A 22375-nucleotide genomic window follows, 5' to 3' on the forward strand; every position below is an offset into this window, starting at 1 on the left:
TCCTTGTTCCTGTGTCAGTGCCAGGCGACCAGCGCCTCGCCACTCAATTTCGTGATGCCGTCCTGGTTGGCGGTCGCGATGTGCAGCCGCACGCAGCGCCGGCCCTCGTGTTCGAACTTCTCGGCGATCCTGCCGGTGCAGCGGATGCGCTCGCCCACATGGGTGATGGCGGCGAAGCGCACATCGAGCGAACGGATCGCCGACTGCGGCACCCAGTTCGTCAACAGCCGTCCCAGCCAGGCGGCCGACAGCATGCCGTGCGCGAACACGTCCGGCATGCCGGCGGACTTAGCGAAGTCGGTGTCCACGTGGATCGGGTTGTGGTCGCCGGAAGCACCGCAGTACAGCGCCAGCGCGAGGCGGGTGATCGGTGGCAGCTCCAGCACGGGGAGCGTGTCGCCCGGTTGCAGGGTGTCCCAGGCGGGGAGGGTTGGGGTCGTCATTGCTGAAGGCCTTTGGGTTGAGTGCGGGGGCGGGCCGAGGGCGGCGGGTGGGGCGCGCTGCGGAGCGAAGTAAAGGAGGAGGCGGCCGCAGGCCGCCGGGGGACATGAGCGGAGCAGCGCGCCCCGCCGGCGTGATCCCGCCCCGGAACCCGGTCAGCCATTGCGCACCACCGTCACGCAACGCAGTTCCGCCACCAGTTCGTCGCGCTGATTGCTCACACGCGTCTTGCGCACCACGAACTCCAGCGCGCCGCCCTTCTTGTCGTAGATGTCGTCGATGCGCTGCGAGAAGCGCAGCGTGTCGCCTGCATAAGCCATCGCGTGGTAGCCGAAGCCTTGCTCTCCGTGCAACAGGCTGCGGTAGTCCATGCCCAGCAGCTCGCGGATGGCGGCCGGGTTGGGCGATTCCATCTCCAGGCAGAAGAGGAAGGTGGGCGGCACCGGCAGGCCCGGATGCCCCGCGTCGCGGGCCGCGGCTTCGTCGATGTAGACGGGATCGGTCTGGCCGGTGGCCTTGGCGAAGAAGCGCAAGCGGCCCGCTTCCACTTCCACCTTGAAAGGTGGCAGCGTGTGGCCGATGTGGCGGCGATCGATCATCACTGTCTCTGATAGAGCGTGACGACGCAGGCGCCACCGAGGCCCAGGTTGTGCTGCAGCGCGAGGCGCGCGCCTTCCACCTGGCGCTGCTCGGCCCGGCCGCGCAGTTGCCACACCAGCTCCGCGCATTGCGCGAGGCCGGTGGCGCCGAGCGGATGGCCCTTTGAGAGCAGGCCGCCGGACGGGTTGGTCACCACGCGGCCGCCGTAGGTGTTCTCGCCCTCGACGATGAAGCGCTCCGCCGTGCCCTCGGGCGTGAGGCCCAGCGCCTCATAGGTGATCAGCTCGTTGGCGGTGAAGCAGTCATGCAGTTCCACCACGTCCAGTTCCTCGGGGCCGATGCCGGCGGCTTCGTACACCTGCTTCGCCGCGGCCGCGCTCATGTCGTAGCCCACCAGCTTGCGCATGTCCTGGCTCTCGAAGGTGGATGGCGTGTCGGTGGTCATCGCCTGCGCCGCGATCACGACGCGCATGTCCAGTCCGTGCTTCTTCGCGAACTCGGCCGAGCAGACGATCGCCGCGGCCGCGCCGCAGGTGGGCGGGCAGCACTGGAAACGGGTGAGCGGATCGAACACCAGGGGCGCGGCCATCACCTCGTCCAGCGTCAGCGTCTGGCGGAACACCGCCAGCGGATTGCGGGCCGCGTGCTGGCGCGCCTTCACCGAGATGCGGCCGAAGGTGTCGCGGCGGATGCCGTGCTGCGCCATGTAGTCGCGGCCGGCGCCGCCGAAGAACTGCGCGGCGCGCGGCGCTTCGGGGACGAAACCCTGCTTCTGCGTCATCACCTCGGCGAAGCGCGCCATCGGCGAGGGCCGGTCGTCGTAGGCGCCCTTGAGCGCGCCGGGCTGCATCTGCTCGAAGCCGAGCGCGATGGCGCATTCGACCACGCCGCTTTCGACCGCCTGGCGCGCGAGGAACAGCGCGCTCGAACCGGTGGAGCAGTTGTTGTTGAGGTTGAAGACCGGGATGCCGGTGAGCCCAACGCCGTAGAGGGCCGCCTGGCCCGCGGTGGAGTCGCCGTAGACGTAGCCCACGTAGGCCTGCTGCACCAGTTGGTAGTCGACGCCGGCGTCGTCGAGTGCGAGCTTCGCGGCGCGCGCACCCATCACGGTGTACGGGTCGCTGGCGCCGGGCTTGGTGAAGGGGATCATGCCCACGCCGACCACATGGACGGGGCGCTGCATACGTGTCATGAAAACTCCTGGATGAGATGTGTGACGATGGAGAGAAGTCTCGGCCGCCGCGTGCAATTCAACAATCGCCGATCGGCCCAAAACGATTGGCCGAAACGCTCAAGCAGGGTCGCGGTAGCGGAAGGTGCCCATGGCGCGTGCCGCCACCTCGCCGCTCGCGTCGGTGACGGTGGCTTCGCAGAAGCACACCGAGCGGCCGCCGCCGGTGGCGCGCCCCTCTGCCTGCAGCCGCCCGCTGGTGGGCCGCATGAAGGCGATGTGCATGTCGACGGTGACGACCTCGCGCGCGTAAGCCATGCGCGAGAGCGCGGCATGCGCCATCGCGCTGTCGAGCAGGGTCATCAGCACGCCGCCGTGGCCGCTCGCGTGGTTGTTCAGCAGCTCGGGGCGCAGTTCCACCGACACCACGGATTCGCCGCCCTCGGCGCGTTCGACCCGCAGGCCCAGATGCTCGGAAAAGGGGACGTAGCGCTGCGGGCCGCTGCGCGGCCTGTCGCCCTCCTCACGCTGCGCGCTTGCCAGGTGCAGACTCATGCCTTCTCCCGCTTCGATGCCGCAGCCGCCGCGGTGAAGTCGCGCGGGCCGGTCAACGCGAGGCCGCCATCGACCGGAATGACCGCGCCCGTGATGTACGAGCCCCAGTCGCTGGCCAGCAGCATGGCCATGCTGCTGATGTCCTCGATGCGGCCCAGGCGCTTGAGCGGCACGCGCTGCGCCATGGCGACCATCGTCTCGTCGGTGGGCGCGAGGCGCTTCAGGCCCTCGGTGTCGGCGATCGGTCCGGGCACGATGGAGTTGATGCGGATGCCCTGCGCCCCCCACTCCAGCGCCAGCACCTGCGTCAGCATGTCCACGCCCGCCTTGGCCGCGCACACGTGGGCCTGGAAGGGCGTGGGAATAAAGGCCTGCCCGGCGGAGATCTGGATCACGCAGGCGCCGGGTTGGCGCAGATGCGCGTACGCCAGCCGGGCGACATTGAAGCTGCCCAGCAGGTCGATGTCGACCACCGTCTTGAAGGCGTTGGGCGACATGTCGAGCGCGCTCGCGAGGAAGTTGCCCGCGGCGCCCGAGACCAGCACGTCGATCGGGCCGAAACGCTCCGCCGCCTGCGCGAAGGCACGTTCCAGCGCCTCGGGCTGGCGCACGTCCGCCGGGATGCCGAGCGCCTCGGTGCCGAGGGCTTCGAGCTGCTGCGCGGCCGTCGCCACCTTGTAGTCCGAGCGGCTGAGCACCGTGATGCGCGCACCGGCGCGCGCGAAGGCCTGCGCGATGCCGAAGTTGATGCCGCTGGAGCCGCCGGCGGCGAACACGTGGCGGCCCTTGAAGTCGAAGGCGGAAAAATCCATGGCGTTCATTCCGGCTTGAAGCCGAGCTCGGTCAGCATCTTCGTATCGCGCTCGAACTGCGCCTTCGCATAAGCGGCGTAGGCCTCGCCATCGATCCATTTCGGCTGCATGTCGAACTGCTCCAGCTGACTCTGGTAGACCGGATCGGCAGCGGCCTTGCGGAAGGCAGCGGCCAGGCGGGCAGCGATCTTCGGGTCCAGGTTCTTCGGCGCGGCGAGTCCGACCGGCGAATCGATGACGAGGTCGTAGCCGAGCTCCTTCACCGTCGGCACGCCGGGATAGCGCGGGAGGCGCTCGGCGGTGAAGGTGGCCAAGAGCCGCACCTTGCCGCCCTGCACCTGCGCGCCGAAGCCGGGGTCGCCGTAGACGTCGAGGTGGCGGCCGACCACGGCGGTGAAGGCTTCGCCGCCGCCCTTGAAGGGAACCATGTTGAAGGTGGTGCCGTTCATGCGCGCGAGCCGCTCGCCGTAGATGCGGTTGATGCTGGTGGCGCCCACGGTGCCCCAGCTGATCGCGCCGGGGCGCTTCTTCGCATCGGCAAGCAGCTCGTCCAGCGTCTTCCACGGCGCGTCGTGGGCGACGACGATGCCGGTGACCATGCCGAACAGGCCGGCGAGGTACGTGAAGTCGCGCAGCGGATGCCAATTGATCTTGTGCAAGAGCGGTGCGCGGATCACGGAGTTGTGGATCACGGCCAGCGTGTAGCCGTCGGATTCGTTCATCACCGCCACCGAGCCCGGGCCGTTGATGCCGCCTGCGCCCGGCCGGTGCATCAGCACGATCGGCTGCCCGAGCTCGCGCGAAGCGGCGTCGGCCAGCGGACGGAAGATCGGGTCGAAGGAGCCGCCCGGCGGGAACGGCATCACCAGCGTGATCGGCTTGGCGGGAAACGGGTCGGCGGCGAGCGCGGGACCGGCCGCGGCTGCGGCGCCGAGCGCGAACAAGGCGCCGAGGGCCGAGCGCCTGTGCAGGGAGCGGGTGAGCATGTTCATGGTGTCTCCTTTGTGTGGGATTGGCGGTTCAGGAAGCCTGCGGCAGCGGCAGGTAGCGGAACGTTCCCTGGGCCTGCGCGACGATGCGCCCACCGGCATCGGTAATCGAGGCGCGGCACCAGGCCACGCCGGCGTCGTGCTGCACGACCTCGCCGTCGGCCGTGAGCCGGCCGCGGCCCGGTTCGAGAAAACTGGTGTTGAGGTTGAGCGTGACCGCCGTGCGGGCGAAGTCGAACAGCGACACGGCGGCGCTGGCCATGACCACGTCGAGCAGCGTGACCAGCACCCCGCCATGCACCGCGCCGACGACGTTGCCGAGCTCCGGCCGCTCGTCGATGACGACGCGCGCGCGTCCCGCTTCGGCGAACTCGCGCCGCGCGTCCAGCAGCCGCATGAAGGGCACGCGGCCGAACAGGTTGCGGCGGTCCCCGCCCACGACCGGCTTCATCCGCGCAACTGCTCGCGCAGCACGTTCTTCAGCACTTTGCCGGCGGCCGACAGCGGCAGCTCGCGCAGGAAGCTGATGCCGCGCGGGCACTTGTAGCCGGCCAGGCGCTCGCGGCACCAGGCGCGGAGTTCGTCGGCGCTGGCGCCGGCATCGCCGGCCATCACCACCGCCGCATGCACCGCCTCGCCCCAGCGCGCGTCCGGCAGGCCGATGACCGCCGCGTGCAGGACCTGCGGATGGTTGCGCAGCGCGGCCTCCACCTCGGCGCAGTACACGTTCTCGCCGCCGGTGATGATCATGTCCTTCAGGCGATCGACGATGAAGAGATGGCCGTCGGGCAGCATGCGGCCCGCATCGCCGGTGTGCAGCCAGCCGTCGCGCAAGGCGTTGGCCGTCGCCTCGGGATTGCGCCAGTAGCCCTGCATGATCATCGGCCCGCGCGCCAGCACCTCGCCCACTTCGCCACGCGGCAGCTCGCGGCCGCTCTCGTCCGCAACGATGATCTCGGCGCCGAGACCGGCGCGGCCGACGGAGTTCAGGCGGCCGAGCGCGCGCGCCTCGGGCCGGTGGTTCGCCGGCAGGTTGATGCACACGGCGCCCGCGGTTTCGGTGAGGCCATAGGCCTGGAAGAACTCGGCGTGCGGCCAGGCGGCCAGGGCGCGATCCAGCAGGTCGGGCGGCATCGGCGCGGCACCGAAGGCGATGCGATTCAGGCTGCGCACGCGCTCGGGCGCGAACGAGGGATCCTCGAGCAGCGCCTGCAGCATGGTCGGCACGACGATGATGTCGCCGATGCGGTGCTCCGCGATCGCCTCGATCACCGAAGCGGGACGGAACTGCGCCATCGTCACGCAGTGGCCGCCGGCGATCAGCTGGCCCACCAGGCGGCCGAGCCCGGCGACGTGGAACAGCGGTGCCACCAGCAGCGACACCGAGTCCGGCGCATTGTTCAACTCGGCGGCTCTCGCGATCGATGCGGTCCAGAAGTTCGCATGACTCAGCATCACGCCCTTGGACCGGCCGGTGGTCCCGCCGGTGTAGAGGATGGCGGCGAGCGCGTCGCCGCCGGTGCGCGTGTCGGCCAGCGGATCCAGCCTGGCGCCCTCTTCTTCCAGTGCGCCCAATGGCACCAGCGCAGGCCCGCCCTGGGGCGCGTGCGCCAGCAGCGTTTCGTCGACGAGCAGCAGCGAGGTTTCGCTGTCCTGCAGCGCGTGCGCCAGTTCGGGTGTGCTCCAGCGGATGTTCAGCGGGCAGGCGACGGCGCCCAGCCACCAGCAGGCGAGGATGGCGCGCACCAGCCGGTCGCTGTTGGGCGCGAGCAGCGCCACGCGGTCGCCGCGCCCGATGCCGCGCTTCGCCAGCGCGGCCGCATGCAGGGCCACGCCCTTCACCAGTTGCGCATGGGTGTGGCGGCGAGTACCAGCCTCGCCCAGGTGGGTGAGCGTGGTCTTGTCCGGGTCGCGCTGCAGCGCGCGATGCAGGCCTTGGGTGAGGTACACGATGGAGCCGCTTGCTTGATGAACGATGCGGCAAAGCTTAGGACGGGCCGCGGCCCGGACCCATGGCGAGAAGCGCCAAAGGGCTTGGCGAAACCGCTCAGCTGGAGGGAGTCACAGTTATTGAGCGAGCTGCGCACGTTCGCAAGACCGCGCGTACCCAGAGCGGTCCACGATTGGAACTAGGATGAAAGCATGAATAAGTCGGGCGCGAGCCAAGGCCATTCGGCATCGGAGCTCATCTCGAAAAGAATCGCCGAACTCGGGGACTGGCGCGGGGAAACCCTTGGCAGAATGCGCAAGCTCATCAAGGAAGCAGACCCGGACGTCGTCGAGGAGTGGAAGTGGATGGGCACTCCGATTTGGTCGCACGACGGCATCATCTGCACTGGCGAGCCCTACAAGAATGTCGTGAAGCTCACCTTCGCCAAGGGCGCGTCTCTGATGGATCCGGCCCGTCTCTTCAACTCGAGTCTCGACGGAAACGTACGCCGCGCGATCGACATCCACGAAGGAGAAGAAGTTGACGAGTCCGCCTTCAAGGCGCTCGTTGGCCAAGCGATCGCCCTCAACAGTTCTGGCAAGTCGAAACCTTCGAAGAAAGCGAAGTCCTAGGGGATTCCGCCGGTCAGATCAGCCATCACTGGTCTCTGGAAGCTTCGCGATCACCTTGATCTCGAACTGGAAGCCATAGAGCCACGTCACGCCGACGCCAGTCAGCGTCGGGTGCGGCGCGTTGCCCCAATACTCCGGCACCACCTTCCAGATCGTTTCGAACTTCGATTCGGGATCGACGATGAAGACGGTTACGTCGATCTCGTCGTCGAACGTGCAGCCTGCAGCCACGTCTGCGCGATTAGATTGATGACGTGCAGGAGCGCGACGACTGGGGGCGCTCATGATCGTGCGAAGCACGGCCGCAGAGGTACAGAAAGGGTACACAAAGGATGCAGTTGGGCTACACCCCTGGACGCATGCGCGTCGTGATGTGACGCTCTCGAAGCGATCGTGCCGATCGCTCGAACGGGGTGCTCGAAGGCGCGGCGCCGAATGCGTTTGCTTAATTGTTAAGCAGCCCAACCCCCATACGCCATACGCACCTACCAGGTGCCCGGCAACCCGCACGGTTGCTCGATTGTTCGGTGTTACTTGCTCGGCAAGAGGTCACACCGATCGGGCGCAAGGCCGCATGCAGCCTTGACCCTGAGGTGTTACCGGCTTCCTGGGGGCGTTCGTCGGTACTCACGGCTGCAGCTGCCAGCGCGGGGACTGCGGTGCATCGTGTGCGCGCTATGGCTGCTGCGCCAGTTGCTCCATGGCTGGCGCACGGTCAGGATGGCGATGCCCTGAAACTGCCCGAGCGTGAGCAAATGCCGATCGCCCGAGACGATGAGCCGGGCGCGTGCGGCCACGGCGGCGGCCAGCACGGCATCGTCGTCGGGGTCATCCTTGATGGTGGGCGCGATCTTGGCCGGGCGCACCAGGCTGGCCAGCGTGGCGTAGCCATGCACGAGCTGCTCAAGCGTTGGGTCGCTGAGCTGATGGCACAACATGCGCCTGTCACCGGCCGAGGTGATTCGTGACTTGAGCGTTGAATGCGTAGTTCGGCGACCTGGTCCAGCTCGCGCACTCGCGCCCGATCCAGCGTCGCGTCGCCAAGGCGCGGCGAACCTTGCCAGCGACGGCTTTGGTCGGCATCATCGCGAGCGCTGAAGAAGGAGCCTGCTGATGAAACCGTGGATTCGCTATGCCGCCGCTCTCGCCACCTTCGTGACCGCGGCCGCCGCCGCGCAGGCAGCGGGCCTCGTGGGCAACACGCTGCCACCGGGCCTTCCTTCGATCGAAGACACCTCGCTCGCCCGGCCGCTCATTGGCTTCGGCGCCGCCGGGCCGGTGACGCGAACGCCGGTCATCTTCATTCACGGCAACAACGACACGCCGTTCCCCACCGCCTGCAACCCCTACGGGCGCGTTCAGGCGATGGCGCAATACTTCGCCGACAACGGCTATTCCACCAGCGAACTCTGGGGCGTGGGCTACCAGGGCGACCAGTGCGACCTGGCCGCGGACCAGACACGCCGTTCGAGCATCGCCCACACCAATGCGGCCAACGTGCCCGACCTGCGCCGCTTCGTGCGCGCGGTGATGGACTTCACGGGCGCCAAGCGGGTGGACATCGTCGGGCACAGCCTGGGCGTCACGCTCGCGCGTGAATGGATGCGGCAGGACGAGGTGCAACACATGGTGCGCCGCTTCGTCGCGATCGACGGGCCCAACCACGGCATCATCAACTGCTCGCCCGACCCCGCCAACTACTGGCAGGTCCCGGCGGCGGGCGGCTTCACGCCTGCGAGCGACGTGTGCCAGGAACTGGGCTCGCCCGACTCGCCCTTCCTGCGCCTGCTCAATGGCCGCAACGGGCGCAACGAGAACGACGGGCCCACGCGCGTGCTGGTGATCCGCAACGGCGATGCCAGCTTCGTCTACTTCCCGGTGCAGGACGGCTCGGTTGCGCCGGTGCCCGCCGTGGATTCGTTCGGCAGGCCGACGGACTTCTCCAGGAGCGCCAGCCTGCGCGGCGCGCGCGAGATCGTGCTCACGGGCCAGGGCGCCTACGATCCCATCCTGCGCACCGGGCACCTCGGCATCCTGAACTCGCCGCAGACCTGGCAGGCCGCGTTCGAGTTCCTGGACGACCGCATCTCCAGGGGCAAGGACGACTGAGACGAGCTCATACTTCAAGACTCCTCGGCTGCATGAAGCTGCTTTGCTCGAGAAAAGGAAAAATGATGATGCATTCGACGTTGCGTTCGACCTCTCTTGCCGCCGTGTTGGCAATGTGCGTATCGCTCGCGCACGGTGCCGGCTTTGTGTTGACCAGTCCGAGCATCAAGCCCGGCAGCATGCTCACCGAGGCCCAGGTCTTCAACGGCTTCGGCTGCACGGGCAAGAACGTGTCGCCCGCGCTGAAGTGGAGCGGCGCGCCCAAGGACACCAAGAGCTTCGCGGTGACGGTGTACGACCCGGATGCACCCACCGGGTCGGGTTGGTGGCATTGGGTGGTCTACAACATCCCGGCGACGGCTGTCGAGTTGCCGGAAGGAGCCGGGTTGCCCGACGGTAAACAACTGCCTGCCGGAAGCGTGCAGGGACGTACCGACTTCGGGGCACCGGGATTCGGCGGTGCGTGTCCGCCGAAGGGCGACAAGCCGCACCGCTATGTCTTTACGGTCTACGCGCTGAAGACTGACAAGCTCGACATTCCACCCGACGGTACCGCGGCGCTGGTGGGCTACATGATCAACGCCAACAAGCTTGCCGCGGCCACTTTCACAGCGAAGTACGGGCGCGCGAAATAGGCGTTGGCAACTGTGCTTGCCTCCATCAGCGTTCCGGCCCGTGCACCAGGCGGTACTCGCCCGGGGCCACGCCGGTCCACTGCTTGAAGGCGCGATGGAAGGTGCTGGCTTCCGAGAAGCCCACGCGGTTGGCGATGTCCAGGAGCGGCAGCGGCGTGTGCAGCAGGTATTCGATGGCGGCATCGCGGCGCAGCTCGTCCTTGATCTGCTGGAAGCCGCGGCCCTCCTCGCGCAGCCGGCGGCGCAGCGTCTGCGGCGTCACCGCGAGCGCCTCGCCCACCTCCTCCAGCGACGGCAGCTCGTTGCCCAGCTGCTTGCGCAGCAGCCGGCGAATGCGTTCGGTGAGGCTGCTGGTGTCGCGGTACTTCACGATCAGGTTGGCGGGCGAGCCGGCGAGGAATTCGCGCAGGCTCTGCGGCGACTGCACGACCGGCAGCGCCAGCCAGCGCGCATCGAACCACAGGCCGACGTGGGGCTGGCCATAGCGGATCGGCACCTGGTAGACGCGTGAGGTGTCGGTGCTCGTCTGCTCCGCCGTGTAGTCCACTTCCAGCAGCGGGATGCGGCGCGCCACCAGCCAGGAGAAGGCGTTGAAGGCGAGCAGCATGAAGGCCTTGACCGCATAGTCCAGCCGCGCGTCGGAGGCGCACCGCAGCACGAACTGAACGTGTGCGCTGCCCTCGCGGACCGTGAGGCGCGGCACGAAGTCATGCAGGAGCAGGTGATACATGGCGAAGCCGTCGCGCAACGCATCGCCGAGCGTGGCGCAGCGCACCAGTTGGCGCATGCACTGGCCGAAGCTTCCGGGCGGCAGCGGGTGGCTCAGCAGGCCCCAGATCTCGTCGCGCAGTTCGCGCCGCAAGGCGCGGATCAGCAGCGCGTACTGGCGCTGCGAGATGCGCGCCAGCGGCGACTCCAGCAGCGAGGGGGCGATGCCCGCCCGTGCCAGCAGGGGTGCCGCATCGAGCCCGCGATGGCGCGCGCCCATCAGGATGCTGTGCACCTGCTGGATGGCAACGGTGTGGTGGGTGAGCGTCATCGATGGCGGCCGCCGCGGCTCGGCCGACGATTGTAGGCAGCGCCATTCAGTCAACGGCGCCTGCCGCCCGCAGCGCAGCCACGGCCGAGGCGTCCAGTCCTGCCTCGCGCAGGATCTCCTCGGTGTGCTCCCCGGCGTGCGGGGCCGGCCGCGGAGCGGACGGCTCGAAGCCGGTCATCTTGACGGGACAGCCGAGCTGCGGCGCTGCCGCATCGCCGCCCGCAACGCGCATGCCGCGCGCGCGGAAGTGCGGATGGGCGAGGGCCTCGTCGATGCGCAGCACCGGCGTCACGCAGCCGGCGCCGTCGTGGAACAGGCTGCGCCAGTGCGCGAGCGGCCGCGCACCGAAGATGGCGGCCAGCTCGGCGCGCAGGCCTTCCTCGGTCGCGGGGTCGCCGCTGCGGTGCAGCGGCGCGAGATCGGGGCGCTCCAGCGTGCGGCAGAGCTCCTCCCAGAACTTCGGTTCCAGCGCGCCGACCGCGAGCTGCCGGTCGTCGGCGGTGCGATAGAAGCCGTAGCAGGCGAGCGCACCCGTCAGCGCGCTGTGGCCGGTCTGCGGCACCTGGCCGTGCTGGTGCAGGCCGGCCAGCGGCAGCACCGCGTGGGCGAGCACGCCATCGGCCATGGCGATGTCCACATGCCGTCCGCGGCCGCTGCGTGCGGCATCGAACAGCGCGGCGAGAATCCCTGCCACCGCCGTCATGGTGCCTCCCAGCAGATCGGCCACCGGCAGGTTCGAAAGGGCCGGCCCCGCGGCGTTGCCGATCTGGTCGGCCACGCCGGCCAGCGCCGCGTAGTTCAGGTCGTGTCCCGGCGTGTCGCGCAACGGCCCGGTCTGGCCGAAGCCGCTGATGCTGCAGTAGACGATGCGCGGGTTGACGGCCGCCACCGCTTCGTAGCCCACTCCCAGCCGCTGCATCACGCCGGGCCGGAAGCCTTCCACCAGCACGTCGGCATCGCGGCACAGGCGCAGCAGCGTGGCCACGCCATCGGCGTGCTTGAGGTCGATGCGGATCGCGCGCTTGTTGCGGTTGACGAGCGCGCGCACGGCGGGGCTGGCGTAGTCGCCGGCGCCGGTGTCCTCGATCTTGACGACGTCGGCGCCGAGGTCGGCGAGGTGCATCGCGCCGAGCGGGCCCGGCAGCAGCCGGGTCAGGTCCAGCACGCGCACGCCTGCCAGCGGTGCGCCGCCGGGTGCGCGCGCCGGGGATTCAGGGGAAGAGCTCATGAGGTCTGCAATCTAAACGGCGCGCAACACCCCGGCAATGGCGGCACCGGTCGCGTCGATTGGCGAAAAGCGTCAGGAGCGGCTATCTCCTGGCAGGCTTCTTCGCGCCTCGGCGCACCGAGCGTTGCCGCACGGTTGAGCCCGAGCCGCGCAACGCACGTGCCGGGGCCACATCGTGCTGGCTGGCCCGCAGCTTGAAATCGCAGGTCTCGACGGCCAACTCGACAATGCGCGCCAGTGCAGGGCTGGCATCGTCGCTTCGATAGACCGCGCTGTAGACCAGCGGCGGCGGCATGGGGTCGCTCTTGACGACGCGCAGCAAACCGCTCTTGATGTCCGGCCGCACATAGTCGAGCGCCTGTTGGCTGATGCCGAAGCCGCTGATGGTCAGTTCGCGCAAGACGGTCGTGCTGTTGGTCAGCAGAACCTTGCCGAAGCGGAAACCGTGCTCCGCGCGCCAGGCCTCATAGAACTTGTTCTTCGAGGCGCCGGCGGGCTGCTCGATCACGGGGTAGTCGGCAAACTCGTGCGGCTTCAGGGCCCGGTTCGGGATGCCGAGTCGCGGACTCGCGATCCAGGCCTGGTCGACCTGCCCGACCTTGATCGTCTCGAAGGCCTGGCCCCAGAAGGTGCCGGGCATGATGGACAGATCGAGCTTGTTGGCTTCGAGGCGTTCGAACAGCGTCAGGCCCGCATCCACCACCGGCTCGAGCGTCACATGGGGATGCAGCTTCTGAAGAAGCTGGATCAGGCGCGTGAGCCATGTCATCGCGATCAGCTCCGTCACGCCCACGCGGAAGGTGCCGCGCAGCGTCTTGTCCACGCTGATGTCATGTTGAATGCGCTGCCACAGGCGCTGGGCTTCTTCCGCGAGCGGCAGCAACTCCCGGCCGGCCTGGGCCAGCTCCAGCCCGTGGGAGGTGCGGTGCAGCAAGGGCCCACCCAGCGACGCCTCGAGTTCCGCCAACCTCTTGGAGATGGCCGACTGCGTGGTGTGCAGCTTCACCGCCGCGGCGCTGAAGCTCTGAAGCTTGGCGCTGAAGAGAAAGGCCTCCAGCTGCTTGAAGGTGAAGTTCATTCCAGCGGAATGTACGCCCAAGGTCCATCGCAGGAATAAAAGGAATAGCCGGATCCTCCGATTTCTCGTTTGTCCTGCGGCGCATGGCCTTTGATACTGCGTCCATGCTCCACATCGCGCCACGCCTGAATCGAATCAAGCCGTCTCCCAGTTCCATGGCCGGCCAGAGAGCGCGCGAGCTGCGCGCGATGGGCCGGGACATCCTGGGCTTGACTGCGGGCGAACCCGATTTCGAGACACCCCAGCACATCAAGGAGGCGGCCATCCGTGCCATGGCTGCCGGCCAGACCCGGTATACGGATGTGGGCGGCACGCCGGCGCTGAAGGAGGCGATCGCCGGCAAGTTCCGAAACGAGAACAGGCTGGCTTACGCGCCGAGCGAGATCATCGTCGGCAGCGGCGCCAAGCAGGTGATCTTCAACGCCCTCATGTGCACGGTGGCGGCGGGCGACGAGGTCATCGTGCCGGCGCCCTACTGGGTGTCGTACCCGGACATCGCGCTGCTGGCCGGTGGCGTTCCGGTGTTCGTCGACTGTTCGGCCGAAAACGGCTTCAAGCTCCGGCCCGCGGATCTCGAGCGTGCCATCACCGGCCAGACACGGTGGCTGATGCTCAACTCGCCGAACAATCCGAGCGGAGCGACCTACACGCGCGCCGAGCTTCAGGCGCTGGCCGAGGTGCTCCGGCGCCATCCCCACGTCTGGATACTGACCGACGACATCTACGAGCACCTCATCTACGGCGATGTCGAGTTCGCCACCATGGCCCAGGCGGCGCCCGATCTCAAGGACCGCACCCTCACGGTGAATGGCGTTTCCAAGGCCTATGCGATGACGGGTTGGCGCATCGGCTACGGCGCCGGGCCTTCGGAGCTGATCAAGGCGATGGTCAAGCTCCAGTCGCAGAGCACCTCCGGCCCAAACTCGATCGCCCAGGCTGCGGCCGTCGCAGCACTCACGGGACCGCAGGACATCGTGGCCACGAATCGGCGCGAATATCAGAAGCGACGCGACACGGTGGTGGCGGCGCTCAACGCCATCGACGGCATCCATTGCGAAGTGCCCGATGGCGCGTTCTACGTCTTCGCTTCATGCAGCGCGCTGTTCGGCCTTCGCACGCGCAAGGGGGCAACGATCGACAGCAGCGACGACTGGGTGATGCACCTGCTCGATTCGCAGGATCTGGCGGCGCTGCAAGGCAGCGCCTACGGCGTGCCGACGCACTTCCGCCTCTCCTTTGCCGCCAGCACCGAACAGCTGCTGGAGGGTTGCCGGCGCATTGCACGGGCGCGCGACGAACTCTCGGGCTAAGCCATCACCTCATCCTTGCCTCCATGTCGAATTGAACCAGGAACCGCCATGAAACTCCGATCGCTTCTGAAGCTCTTGCCGGCCCTCGCCGCAAGCATCGCCTGGCTGGGCGCCACCCGGGCGTGGGCGACCGATCCTTTCCCGTCGAAGCCGGTGAAGATCCTGGTCGGCTTCTCGCCCGGCGGCTCCAACGACGTCGTCGCACGCCTGATCGCGCCGAAGCTGGCGGAAGGGCTCGGCGCGCAAGTCGTGGTCGACAACCGGCCCGGCGCCGGCGGCAACATCGCGGCATCGGCGATGCTCGCCGCACCCGCGGACGGACACACGCTGCTGATGTGCACCACGGGGACCCTGTCGATCCAGCCGCATGTGCTCAAGAGCATGCCCTTCGATCCAGAGAAGGACATCGTGCCGGTCACGCAGGTCACCAACGCGCCCTACATGCTGATGGTCAACGCGACCCTGCCCGTGAAGAGCGTCAAGGAACTCGTCGCCTACGCCAAGCAGAAGCCCGGCGAAATCAACTTCGCTTCTTCGGGAACGGCAACCGGGGGCCACTTGGCAGGCGAGATGCTGAAGACGCGCGCAGGCATCGACATCGTCCACGTGGCCTACAAAGGCACCGGCCAGGCGATGACGGATCTGCTGGCAGGCCAGGTCTCGATGATCTTCGACCAGCCCGTCAGCTCGATGCAGTACGCGCGCTCGGGCAAGCTCCGCGCCTTGGCGGTGGCCAGTGCGCGCCGGTTGACGGCCTTCCCTGACATTCCGACCGTGATGGAAGCCGGCGTTCCGGACTTCGAACCCGTGACGTGGGCAGGCATTTGCGCGGCCAGGAACACGCCGCCCGCCATCGTCGAGCGCATCCAGCGCGAAGTCGCCAAGGTGCTCGCGATGCCCGAGATCGCCAAGCGGCTCGCCGCCGACGGCCTGGAACCGGTTGGGAGCACCCCCGAGCAGTTTCGTGCGTTCCTGGTTGCCGACAAGCGCAAATGGGGCCGCGTGGTGAAGGACGCCGACGTCAAGGCCGAGTGAGAACAAGACGATGAGCCATCTCCCCGATATCGTTCGCGACTTCCAGCGCGTTCCGCCTGATCTGGTCCAGCAGGCTTCGGCCTTCCAGCCCGCCATCCTGGCCGACGTTGCAGGCCGCCGAGGTGCCCTGCACGGCCGCATCCAGGCCTTGCGTCACCGGATGAAGCTGGCCGGCAGCGCGCTCACGGTGGAAGTGCGGCCGGGCGACAACCTGATGATCCACGCCGCCATCGCGCTGGCCAAGCCCGGCGACGTGCTGGTGATCGACGGCAAGGGCGACCAGAGCGCTGCCCTGATGGGCACCATCATGATGAACGCCTGCAGGCAGGTCGGCATCGCCGGCGTGGTGATCGACGGCGCGGTGCGCGACAGCGTCGAGATCGAAGAGATGGACTTTCCCGTTTTCTCGGTCGGCACCAATCCCAATGGCCCGACGAAGCTGGCGTCGGGGCGGATCGGACATCCAGTGTCCGTCGGCGGCGTGGCCGTCCGTCCGGGTGATCTTGTTGTTGGCGATGCCGACGGCGTGGTCGTGGTCGAGCGGGAGAAGGTAGAGGCGCTTCTTCAGGCGGCAAGAAGGAAAGTTGCGGACGAAGCCGCGCGCATCGATGCCATCAAGAAAGGAGATACGGCTGCCAAGTGGCTGGACTCCGCGCTGCGCAACGCGGGTGTGCTCAAGGAAAACGAGAAGCTGTAGGTCGAGCGCCTGCAGTCTGTTCCGCATCCATCAACCAGGCGGCTTCGTGCAGCAGCCCGCGCAGCCAGACCAGTCCCGGGTCGTGGGTGCGGTACTTGTGCCATTGCATCGCCTGCTCCATCCTGGGCATCGGTACGGGCAACGCATGCAGCTTCAAGGGCTGAGCGGACCGCGCCGGTCAGCTTCGGGACGATCGGCAGTTCCGTCTCGCGCGGCAGGATCGACTCGGGATGCACCTCCAGCACGCCTGCCTTGCGCAAGGCTTGCAAGAACCCGACGCATCGAGAAAACGACTGCTGACTCAGATCAGCCAGCTCGCTCGCGTTCAATTCGCACCGCGAAAGCAGGCTCGCCATCCGAACATTGCCGGAGTCGTTGCCCCGCAGCGCGGCTGGAGGCCAGCGGCGAAGCATGAAGCGGACCGAATCGGAGACTTCCATCTCCATTGCAGTCTGCTCATCCGTGGTCGGGAGCGCCGGTTGCGCTGCGAGCAGCTCACGTTCGGTGTTCTTCAACCATTGCTGAAGCTTTTCGGCGCGAATCGGCCGTTCGAGCGTATTCGGCAGATCGCCTGAACTCATGCGAGTGAGCGTGAGCACCGCTCTTGCCATGGCAGCGGCCTCGGGACACCCGCCTTCGGTCGTGGTCCCGTCGACCAGCAGCGCGTCGTACGGCGGCACATCGACCAGCTTCCATGGGAAGGCGCCGTCGTGCGCAGACAGCCGCACGATCGTTTGAATCACGACGACTTCGGCGGCGGGCAGCCGATGGACGCCAAGCCTCAGCGTGGACATGCGTTGCCCTCGAGGCCGCACTGCGCTGGGTTGAAGCGGAATGCGGGGTCAGGCAAGTGTGGGACGAATACAAAACAAGGACACGGCGCGAGAAGTCATATGACTCGGGTGACTCGAAGAAGCGGTGGAGCCTATGAGCGCCGAGCCCACTAGTAAAATTGATTGTGTCGAATGCGACATATCGATGCCGCCGATACTTGTGGGGCTATCCGCAAGGAAGGCCGTGAAGACGACGGCGCGACCAAGTCTTCGTCGGCCCGCCGCACCGCTGCGCTACAGCGGTTCAGCCCGCAGCATGCCGCCGGCACGCACGAAGTTGCCTCCGCCGAGGTGATGGATGGTCTGCAAGTCGGCGTTGTCCTCGTGAAACAACCAATGCCCGCCGGCGAAGATGCGCGCGTCGGCCGCCGCGGCGACCACCTCGCCGAAGCAGGTGTCGTAGGCATCTTCGGTATGCGGCTCGCGGATCAGCCTGCATTCCAGCCAGGCGGCGCAGCCCGCCTCGAGCAGGGGCATGCCCAGCACGGGCCCGCGGCTCGCCGCGATGCCGTGGCGCTCGAACTTGTCGAGCGTGCGGCCGCTCGTGTTGCCGAGCGCGTAGGTGAGGTCGACCAGCGCCGTGCCGGGCAGGCAGATGCCGAACGCGCCACTGGCGGCGACGAGCTCGCGCGTGTAGGTCCGCTTGTCGATCACCACCGCGATACGCGGCGGCGTGAACTCTACCGGCATCGACCAGGCGGCGGCCATGACGTTGCGGCGGGCGCCGTCGGCACTCGTCACCAGCACGGTCGGGCCATGGTTGACGAGGCGGCTCGCGTGTTCGAGCGCGACAGGCTGAAAATGATTCATGACAGGCATCCAGTTACTTGCGGGCCCCGGCGCTCGTCAGCGTGAACTCTTCCGTGGGCTTGTCGTTCGGGATCGCCCAGACAGCCTTCGTCGCCTCCGATGCCGGCAAGTTGACGATCGCGCCGGCAGGGGGAATGGGCTTCATGAACCACTTGTCGTAGAGCTGCGCGATCTCGCCGGACTTCATCATCCCCCGCAGCGTGTTGTCGATGCTTTGCTTGAAGGCAGGGTCGTCCTTGCGAAGCATGATGGCGATCGGCTCCACGCCAAGAACCTCGCCCACGATCTTGTAGTCCGCAGGATTGCGCGCCTTGGCGATATTGCCGGCCAGTACCTGGCTGTCCATCACAAAGGCGTCCGCCCGGCCCGAGTCGAGGTTGAGCATGCTGTCGGTGTGGTCCTTGCCGAAGATTTCCTGGAAGTCGACTCCCGCGGCCTTCTCATGCTTGCGCAGCAATTGCACGCTCGTCGTTCCGGTCGTTGTTGCCACTCCGCGGCCACGCAGCTGGTTGATCGACTGGATGCCCGAGCTGGCCTTGACTGCCATGCGGACTTCTTCGACGAATGTCGTGAGGGCGAACGCCACCTGCTGCTGCCGCGCGGCATTGTTCGTCGTCGAGCCACACTCGATATCGATCGTGCCGTTCTGCAGCAGCGGGATGCGATTCGAAGACGACACCGGCGCGTACTTGATATCGAGCTGGGGCAGACCCAGCTGCTTCTGAATGTCGGCCAGGGCACGCTGGCACAGGTCGATATGGAAGCCGACGTACTTTCCGTAGCCGGTCGTGTACGACAGCGCACCCGACGACTCGCGAACGCCCATCCTGACAACCCCCGTCTCCCTGATCTTCTGCAACGTATCGGCCTGGGCTGCGCAGGCGCACGCGGCGGCAACGATGGCGAGTATCGCTTTCTTCATTTGGCGAAGAGCATTTCGATGTTGGCGAAGGCCTTGAGCTCCAGCGCATTGCCGGAGGGATCGAGGAAGAACATCGTGGCCTGCTCGCCGGGCTCGCCCTTGAAGCGGATGTACGGCTCGATCACGAACTCGACGCCCTGCGCCCTCAGGCGAGCCGCCATCGCTTCCCATTCGGACATCGGCAGCACGATGCCGAAGTGGCGTACCGGCACGCCATGGCCGTCGACTGCGTTGCGCTGCGCCACACCCGTCTCGTCGGGCGCCAGGTGGGCGACGATCTGGTGGCCGTAGAAGTTGAAGTCGACCCAGTCGTCCGCGCTGCGGCCTTCGGGGCAGCCCAGCAGCTCGCCGTAGAACTTGCGGGCCAGCGCGATGTCGTGCACCGGAAAGGCCAGGTGAAAGGGGGACATCATGGCCGGGTTGGTGGTCGGAGTCAGCATGGTGGTGGGGCTTGGTGTGGATGAGGATGCGTGATCCTAGGGTCGGATGAGAAAAAGAAAAATCAATATATATTTGACAGATGCATCAATGGAATTTGTGAATGATCCGCGAGCTGAAGACCTTCGTCGCCGTGGCCCGGGAAGGCACCTTCGCCGCTGCCGGCCAAAAGATCGGCCTGACGCAAGCGGCGGTCAGTGCGCAGATGCAGCGGCTGGAGGCCGAACTTGGTTTCGCGCTTTTCGACCGCACCGGCCGTTCGGCCCGCCTGAACGCCATGGGCCAGGAGACCCTGGAGCAGGCCACGGAGCTGATTCGCCTCTACGCCAATCTGGGTTCGCGCCATGCCGGCCCGCGCGCGACTGTGCCCGTCAGCATCGGCGCGATCGCGTCGGCGCAGCGCCTGCTGTTGGCCGAGGCGCTGACCAGCCTCCACAAGCAGTCGCCGGACTGCCGCACGCGCGTGATTCCCGGCCTGTCGATGGCGCTGCTGAACCTGGTCGATGCAGGCGAGATCGACATGGCCATCGTCATCCGTCCACCGTTCGCCCTGCAAAGCGACCTGCGCTGGACCACGCTGGCGCATGAACCATTCCGCCTGCTGGTGCCGCGACATGTCGAGGGGAGCGACTGGGCGGAACTGCTGTCCAGCCAGCCCTTCGTGCGCTACGACCGCGCTTCTTTCGGCGGTCGGCAGGTCGACCGCTTTCTGCGCGCCGCGCACTTGAGCGTGCAGGAGATCTGCGAGCTCGATGAGTTGGACGCGATCGTGCGGCTGGTGGCCAACGGCCTGGGGGTGGCCTTGGTGCCGCAGACCGCTACGCACCGGCGCTGGCCTGCCGCGGTACGCGCCATCGATCTCGGCCGCCACACATTCCACCGCGACATCGGGCTGGTGCATCGCTCGAGCCGCAATCTGACCGGGTCCGCGAGCCTGCTGGCGCAGTTGGTCTGCGCGGCCTACAGCGGCAGCCTGTAGCTCACCGCTAACCCGTTGCACCAAACGAAACGGCCCCTCGGGGCCGTTGTCCGTGAGAGCCGCGGCGCCGCCGCGGGGCACTTACTTCTTGGTCTTCTTGGTAGGTGCAGCTTTCTTGGCGACCGGCTTCGCTGCAGCCTTGTCAGCCTTGCGTTTTGCTGCCTTGGGGTCGATGGCGGCTTTGAACGCGGAGCCGGGAACGAACTTCGGAAGCTTTGCCGCAGCAATCTTGATTTTTTCGCCAGTGCTGGGATTCAAGCCCGTGCGGGCTGCACGAGCGACTTGCTTGAACGTTCCAAAACCAACGAGTTGGACGGGATCACCCTTCTTGACAGCCGCGACGATGGAGCCAGTGACGGTCTCAAGAATGCGCGCAGCCTCGGCCTTGCTGACGGTGTGTGCGGTCGCGATTTTCTCGACCAGTTCAATACGATTCACAGATTTCCTTGGAGTAGTTCGCCTTGTTGCCAAAGGCGGCGCAGCCAACCAGACTGGCTGCAAGCGGCGCGGAGTGTAGCCGAGGTCTGCAAACCCTTGGTCAGCCGGCCTTCGATGCGCTCGTGGCAACCGATGCGCCCCATAGGCGCGGCTTGCCTTCCCAGACCGAGAAGCCGCTGATGCGCTTGCGCACCGCCCAGGCGTCGAGGCCGTTGTACAGCATGATCAGCGGCACCTGCCGGATCATCTGCGCGTGGATCTGATCGAACAGTGCCTGGCGCTTCTTTGGGTCGGCTTCGGCAAAGCTCTCGTCGATCAGCTTGAGCGCCTGCGGATCTTCCCAGACCTTGCGCGACTGCTTGTCCTTGGGGCCCGCGAACTGCTCGTAGCTCAGCGCCGGATCGAGGCGCGACGAGTACGTGAACGAGCTGATCTGGTAGTTGCCACTGTTGTAGCGGTCGAGCTGCGTGGCCCACTCCAGCACCTCGATCTGCGCGTTGATGCCGACAGACTGCATCATGGCCTGCGCGAGCACCGCCACGGTGTAGCTCGGCACGTGAGCGCGCTTGTTGGTCTGGATGGTGATCTTCTCGCCCTTGTAGCCTGCTTCGCGCAGCAGCTTCGCCGCCAGCGCCGGGTCGTAGCGGTAGCCCTTCTTCTGCGCCGCGCCGTAAAAGGCCGACCCCTTGTGGATCGCCGAGTTGTTGACCGAGCCGAGGCCCTCGGAAGCCGCCGCCACGATCTGCTCCATGTCGAAGGAGGCGGCGATGGCCTGGCGCAGTTTCTCGTTCTTCAGTAGCGGGTCGCGGGTCTGGATCAGCAGCACGTTCTTGGTGGCCTGGCCGGGCGTCTGCACGGCGAGCTTGCTGTCGGTCTTGAGTTCCTGCACGTCGCTCGCGGTGATCTGGCCCGCATCGATGGCGCCGGACTTCAAACCTGCGGTGGCAGTGGACCCATCGGGCACGACGAGGAAGCGCACCGTGTCCACCAGCGGCGCCTTCAGGCCCACGTAGCCGTCGGCCTTGCTGCCGGGCGGCGAGGTGTAGCCCTTGAAGGCCGTGACGGTGACGTACTCGCCGCGTTTCCATTCGCCGAGCTTGAAGGGGCCGGTGCCCACCGGCTTGTCCCAGCTGCCGTCGGCCTTGACCGAGCTGCGATGAAGAATGGCCGTCATGCCGCAATCGGTGCGCGACAGCGTGTCGAGAAAGATCGCCGAGGGCTTGTTGATCTTCATGACGAAGGTGGCGGCGTCGGGTGTCGAGGTTTCGACCACTTTGAGGCCACCGCGGCCGTCGAACTCGCTGAGGCAGCGCCAGTCGGTCTTCGGGTCCATGTAGCGCTTCCAGCTCCAGTCCACGTCGGCCGAGGTGAGCGGCGCGTCGTTGTGGAACTTCACGCCCTTGCGCAGGCGAAAGGTGTAGGTCAGGCCGTCCTTCGACATCTCCACCGACTGCGCGAGCAGCGGGCCCACGCTGCCGTCCTGGCGGTAGCCCACCAGCCCCTCGACCATGTGCAGCACGATGCCGTCGGTGGTGTTGTCGCGGTTGACGCCGGGGTTGGTGGAGCGGATGTCGGCCGGCTGCGCGACCGTCACGGAGGTCTGGGCGAAGGCGGTGGCGCAGGCGATGGATGCGCCGCCGATGGCAGCGAGACGGATGAGAAGACGGGGCATGGTGGCGTACTCCTGCGAAGTC

The 22375-nt window shown here is 67.1% G+C and carries 24 protein-coding genes and 1 pseudogene; 7 read left to right on the top strand and 18 right to left on the bottom strand.

The window, feature by feature from the left end; all coding sequences use genetic code 11:
* Nucleotides 1–14: 14 nt before the first annotated feature.
* The 8 genes from ACSQ9A_RS22615 to ACSQ9A_RS22650 form a co-directional block, all read right to left on the bottom strand.
* Nucleotides 15–443 carry a MaoC family dehydratase gene (locus ACSQ9A_RS22615; protein ID WP_436305261.1) on the bottom strand — a complete coding sequence of 143 codons (429 nt, stop codon included), beginning with the start codon at nt 441–443 and terminating at the stop codon, nt 15–17.
* Between the two features lie 153 nt (nt 444–596).
* On the bottom strand, nt 597–1040 hold the full coding sequence (locus ACSQ9A_RS22620; RefSeq protein ID WP_093111954.1) for a MaoC family dehydratase N-terminal domain-containing protein: 444 nt from the start codon (nt 1038–1040) through the stop codon (nt 597–599).
* On the bottom strand, nt 1040–2224 hold the full coding sequence (locus ACSQ9A_RS22625; RefSeq protein WP_436306345.1) for a lipid-transfer protein: 1185 nt from the start codon (nt 2222–2224) through the stop codon (nt 1040–1042). Before ACSQ9A_RS22625 ends, ACSQ9A_RS22620 begins: the two co-directional genes overlap by 1 nt.
* Before the next feature lie 108 nt (nt 2225–2332).
* Nucleotides 2333–2767, bottom strand: coding sequence for a PaaI family thioesterase (locus ACSQ9A_RS22630; RefSeq protein ID WP_436305263.1), 435 nt, complete (start codon nt 2765–2767; stop codon nt 2333–2335).
* Nucleotides 2764–3579 carry an SDR family oxidoreductase gene (locus tag ACSQ9A_RS22635; RefSeq protein WP_436305264.1) on the bottom strand — a complete coding sequence of 272 codons (816 nt, stop codon included), beginning with the start codon at nt 3577–3579 and terminating at the stop codon, nt 2764–2766. The genes ACSQ9A_RS22630 and ACSQ9A_RS22635 overlap by 4 nt, the downstream gene beginning before the upstream one ends.
* Nucleotides 3580–3584: 5 nt before the next feature.
* The gene (locus tag ACSQ9A_RS22640) at nt 3585–4571 is read right to left on the bottom strand and encodes a tripartite tricarboxylate transporter substrate binding protein (RefSeq protein ID WP_093111962.1); all 987 of its coding nucleotides are present in this window, start codon (nt 4569–4571) and stop codon (nt 3585–3587) included.
* Nucleotides 4572–4599: 28 nt separating this feature from the next.
* Nucleotides 4600–5019: a PaaI family thioesterase gene (locus ACSQ9A_RS22645; RefSeq protein ID WP_436296496.1), complete on the bottom strand. Its 420-nt coding sequence runs from the start codon at nt 5017–5019 to the stop codon at nt 4600–4602.
* Nucleotides 5016–6518: a class I adenylate-forming enzyme family protein gene (locus ACSQ9A_RS22650; protein ID WP_436305265.1), complete on the bottom strand. Its 1503-nt coding sequence runs from the start codon at nt 6516–6518 to the stop codon at nt 5016–5018. Before ACSQ9A_RS22650 ends, ACSQ9A_RS22645 begins: the two co-directional genes overlap by 4 nt.
* A gap of 192 nt (nt 6519–6710) precedes the next feature.
* On the opposite strand from ACSQ9A_RS22650, the gene ACSQ9A_RS22655 reads away from it, so the two are divergent.
* Entirely contained in the window at nt 6711–7130 is a 420-nt protein-coding gene (locus ACSQ9A_RS22655; RefSeq protein WP_436305266.1) for a DUF1801 domain-containing protein, read from the top strand.
* Between the two features lie 18 nt (nt 7131–7148).
* On the opposite strand, the pseudogene ACSQ9A_RS22660 reads toward ACSQ9A_RS22655, so the two are convergent.
* A pseudogene (locus ACSQ9A_RS22660) lies at nt 7149–7358 on the bottom strand (Rid family hydrolase); the annotation flags it as partial.
* A 368-nt stretch (nt 7359–7726) separates the two neighbouring features.
* On the bottom strand, nt 7727–8068 hold the full coding sequence (locus tag ACSQ9A_RS22665; protein ID WP_436305267.1) for a hypothetical protein: 342 nt from the start codon (nt 8066–8068) through the stop codon (nt 7727–7729).
* 175 nt (nt 8069–8243) lie between these two features.
* On the opposite strand from ACSQ9A_RS22665, the gene ACSQ9A_RS22670 reads away from it, so the two are divergent.
* Both ACSQ9A_RS22670 and ACSQ9A_RS22675 read left to right on the top strand, forming a co-directional pair.
* Nucleotides 8244–9239, top strand: a complete 996-nt coding sequence (locus ACSQ9A_RS22670) for a hypothetical protein (protein WP_436305268.1) — start codon at nt 8244–8246, stop codon at nt 9237–9239.
* Nucleotides 9240–9304: 65 nt separating this feature from the next.
* On the top strand, nt 9305–9874 hold the full coding sequence (locus tag ACSQ9A_RS22675) for a YbhB/YbcL family Raf kinase inhibitor-like protein (RefSeq protein ID WP_436305269.1): 570 nt from the start codon (nt 9305–9307) through the stop codon (nt 9872–9874).
* Nucleotides 9875–9899: 25 nt separating this feature from the next.
* Here the strand turns inward: ACSQ9A_RS22675 and ACSQ9A_RS22680 are convergent, their stop codons facing one another.
* The 3 genes from ACSQ9A_RS22680 to ACSQ9A_RS22690 all read right to left on the bottom strand — a co-directional run bounded on the left by ACSQ9A_RS22680 (nt 9900) and on the right by ACSQ9A_RS22690 (nt 13219).
* The gene (locus ACSQ9A_RS22680) at nt 9900–10913 is read right to left on the bottom strand and encodes an AraC family transcriptional regulator (protein WP_436305270.1); all 1014 of its coding nucleotides are present in this window, start codon (nt 10911–10913) and stop codon (nt 9900–9902) included.
* Nucleotides 10914–10959: 46 nt separating this feature from the next.
* Nucleotides 10960–12141: a CaiB/BaiF CoA transferase family protein gene (locus ACSQ9A_RS22685; RefSeq protein ID WP_436305271.1), complete on the bottom strand. Its 1182-nt coding sequence runs from the start codon at nt 12139–12141 to the stop codon at nt 10960–10962.
* Nucleotides 12142–12223: 82 nt separating this feature from the next.
* Nucleotides 12224–13219, bottom strand: coding sequence for a LysR family transcriptional regulator (locus tag ACSQ9A_RS22690; RefSeq protein ID WP_436305272.1), 996 nt, complete (start codon nt 13217–13219; stop codon nt 12224–12226).
* A gap of 104 nt (nt 13220–13323) precedes the next feature.
* On the opposite strand from ACSQ9A_RS22690, the gene ACSQ9A_RS22695 reads away from it, so the two are divergent.
* From ACSQ9A_RS22695 to ACSQ9A_RS22705, 3 genes are read left to right on the top strand one after another with little or no spacing between them, the layout of a single operon-like run.
* Nucleotides 13324–14529 carry a pyridoxal phosphate-dependent aminotransferase gene (locus tag ACSQ9A_RS22695; RefSeq protein ID WP_436305273.1) on the top strand — a complete coding sequence of 402 codons (1206 nt, stop codon included), beginning with the start codon at nt 13324–13326 and terminating at the stop codon, nt 14527–14529.
* Nucleotides 14530–14577: 48 nt separating this feature from the next.
* A complete protein-coding gene (locus tag ACSQ9A_RS22700) occupies nt 14578–15564 on the top strand; it encodes a Bug family tripartite tricarboxylate transporter substrate binding protein (protein ID WP_436305274.1) in 987 nt (328 codons plus the stop codon).
* A gap of 10 nt (nt 15565–15574) precedes the next feature.
* Nucleotides 15575–16261, top strand: a complete 687-nt coding sequence (locus tag ACSQ9A_RS22705; protein WP_436305275.1) for an RraA family protein — start codon at nt 15575–15577, stop codon at nt 16259–16261.
* A 1067-nt stretch (nt 16262–17328) separates the two neighbouring features.
* Here the strand turns inward: ACSQ9A_RS22705 and ACSQ9A_RS22710 are convergent.
* The 3 genes from ACSQ9A_RS22710 to ACSQ9A_RS22720 are packed head-to-tail and all read right to left on the bottom strand — an operon-like array spanning nt 17329 to nt 19266.
* Entirely contained in the window at nt 17329–17904 is a 576-nt protein-coding gene (locus ACSQ9A_RS22710) for a flavin reductase family protein (protein WP_436305276.1), read from the bottom strand.
* Between the two features lie 13 nt (nt 17905–17917).
* Nucleotides 17918–18826 (bottom strand): amino acid ABC transporter substrate-binding protein, encoded by a 909-nt coding sequence (locus ACSQ9A_RS22715; protein WP_436305277.1) that lies wholly within the window; start codon nt 18824–18826, stop codon nt 17918–17920.
* A complete protein-coding gene (locus ACSQ9A_RS22720; RefSeq protein WP_093109622.1) occupies nt 18823–19266 on the bottom strand; it encodes a VOC family protein in 444 nt (147 codons plus the stop codon). Before ACSQ9A_RS22720 ends, ACSQ9A_RS22715 begins: the two co-directional genes overlap by 4 nt.
* A 101-nt stretch (nt 19267–19367) precedes the next feature.
* Between ACSQ9A_RS22720 and ACSQ9A_RS22725 the strand changes: the two genes are divergently transcribed.
* Nucleotides 19368–20243 carry a LysR family transcriptional regulator gene (locus ACSQ9A_RS22725; RefSeq protein WP_093109623.1) on the top strand — a complete coding sequence of 292 codons (876 nt, stop codon included), beginning with the start codon at nt 19368–19370 and terminating at the stop codon, nt 20241–20243.
* Between the two features lie 81 nt (nt 20244–20324).
* Here the strand turns inward: ACSQ9A_RS22725 and ACSQ9A_RS22730 are convergent, their stop codons facing one another.
* Nucleotides 20325–20714, bottom strand: a complete 390-nt coding sequence (locus ACSQ9A_RS22730) for an HU family DNA-binding protein (protein WP_170855696.1) — start codon at nt 20712–20714, stop codon at nt 20325–20327.
* Between the two features lie 67 nt (nt 20715–20781).
* Nucleotides 20782–22353, bottom strand: coding sequence for an ABC transporter substrate-binding protein (locus ACSQ9A_RS22735; protein ID WP_436305278.1), 1572 nt, complete (start codon nt 22351–22353; stop codon nt 20782–20784).
* Between the last annotated feature and the right edge of the window lie 22 nt (nt 22354–22375).

The organism is Variovorax sp. LjRoot290 (assembly GCF_964253985.1).
GTDB lineage: Bacteria > Pseudomonadota > Gammaproteobacteria > Burkholderiales > Burkholderiaceae_C > Variovorax.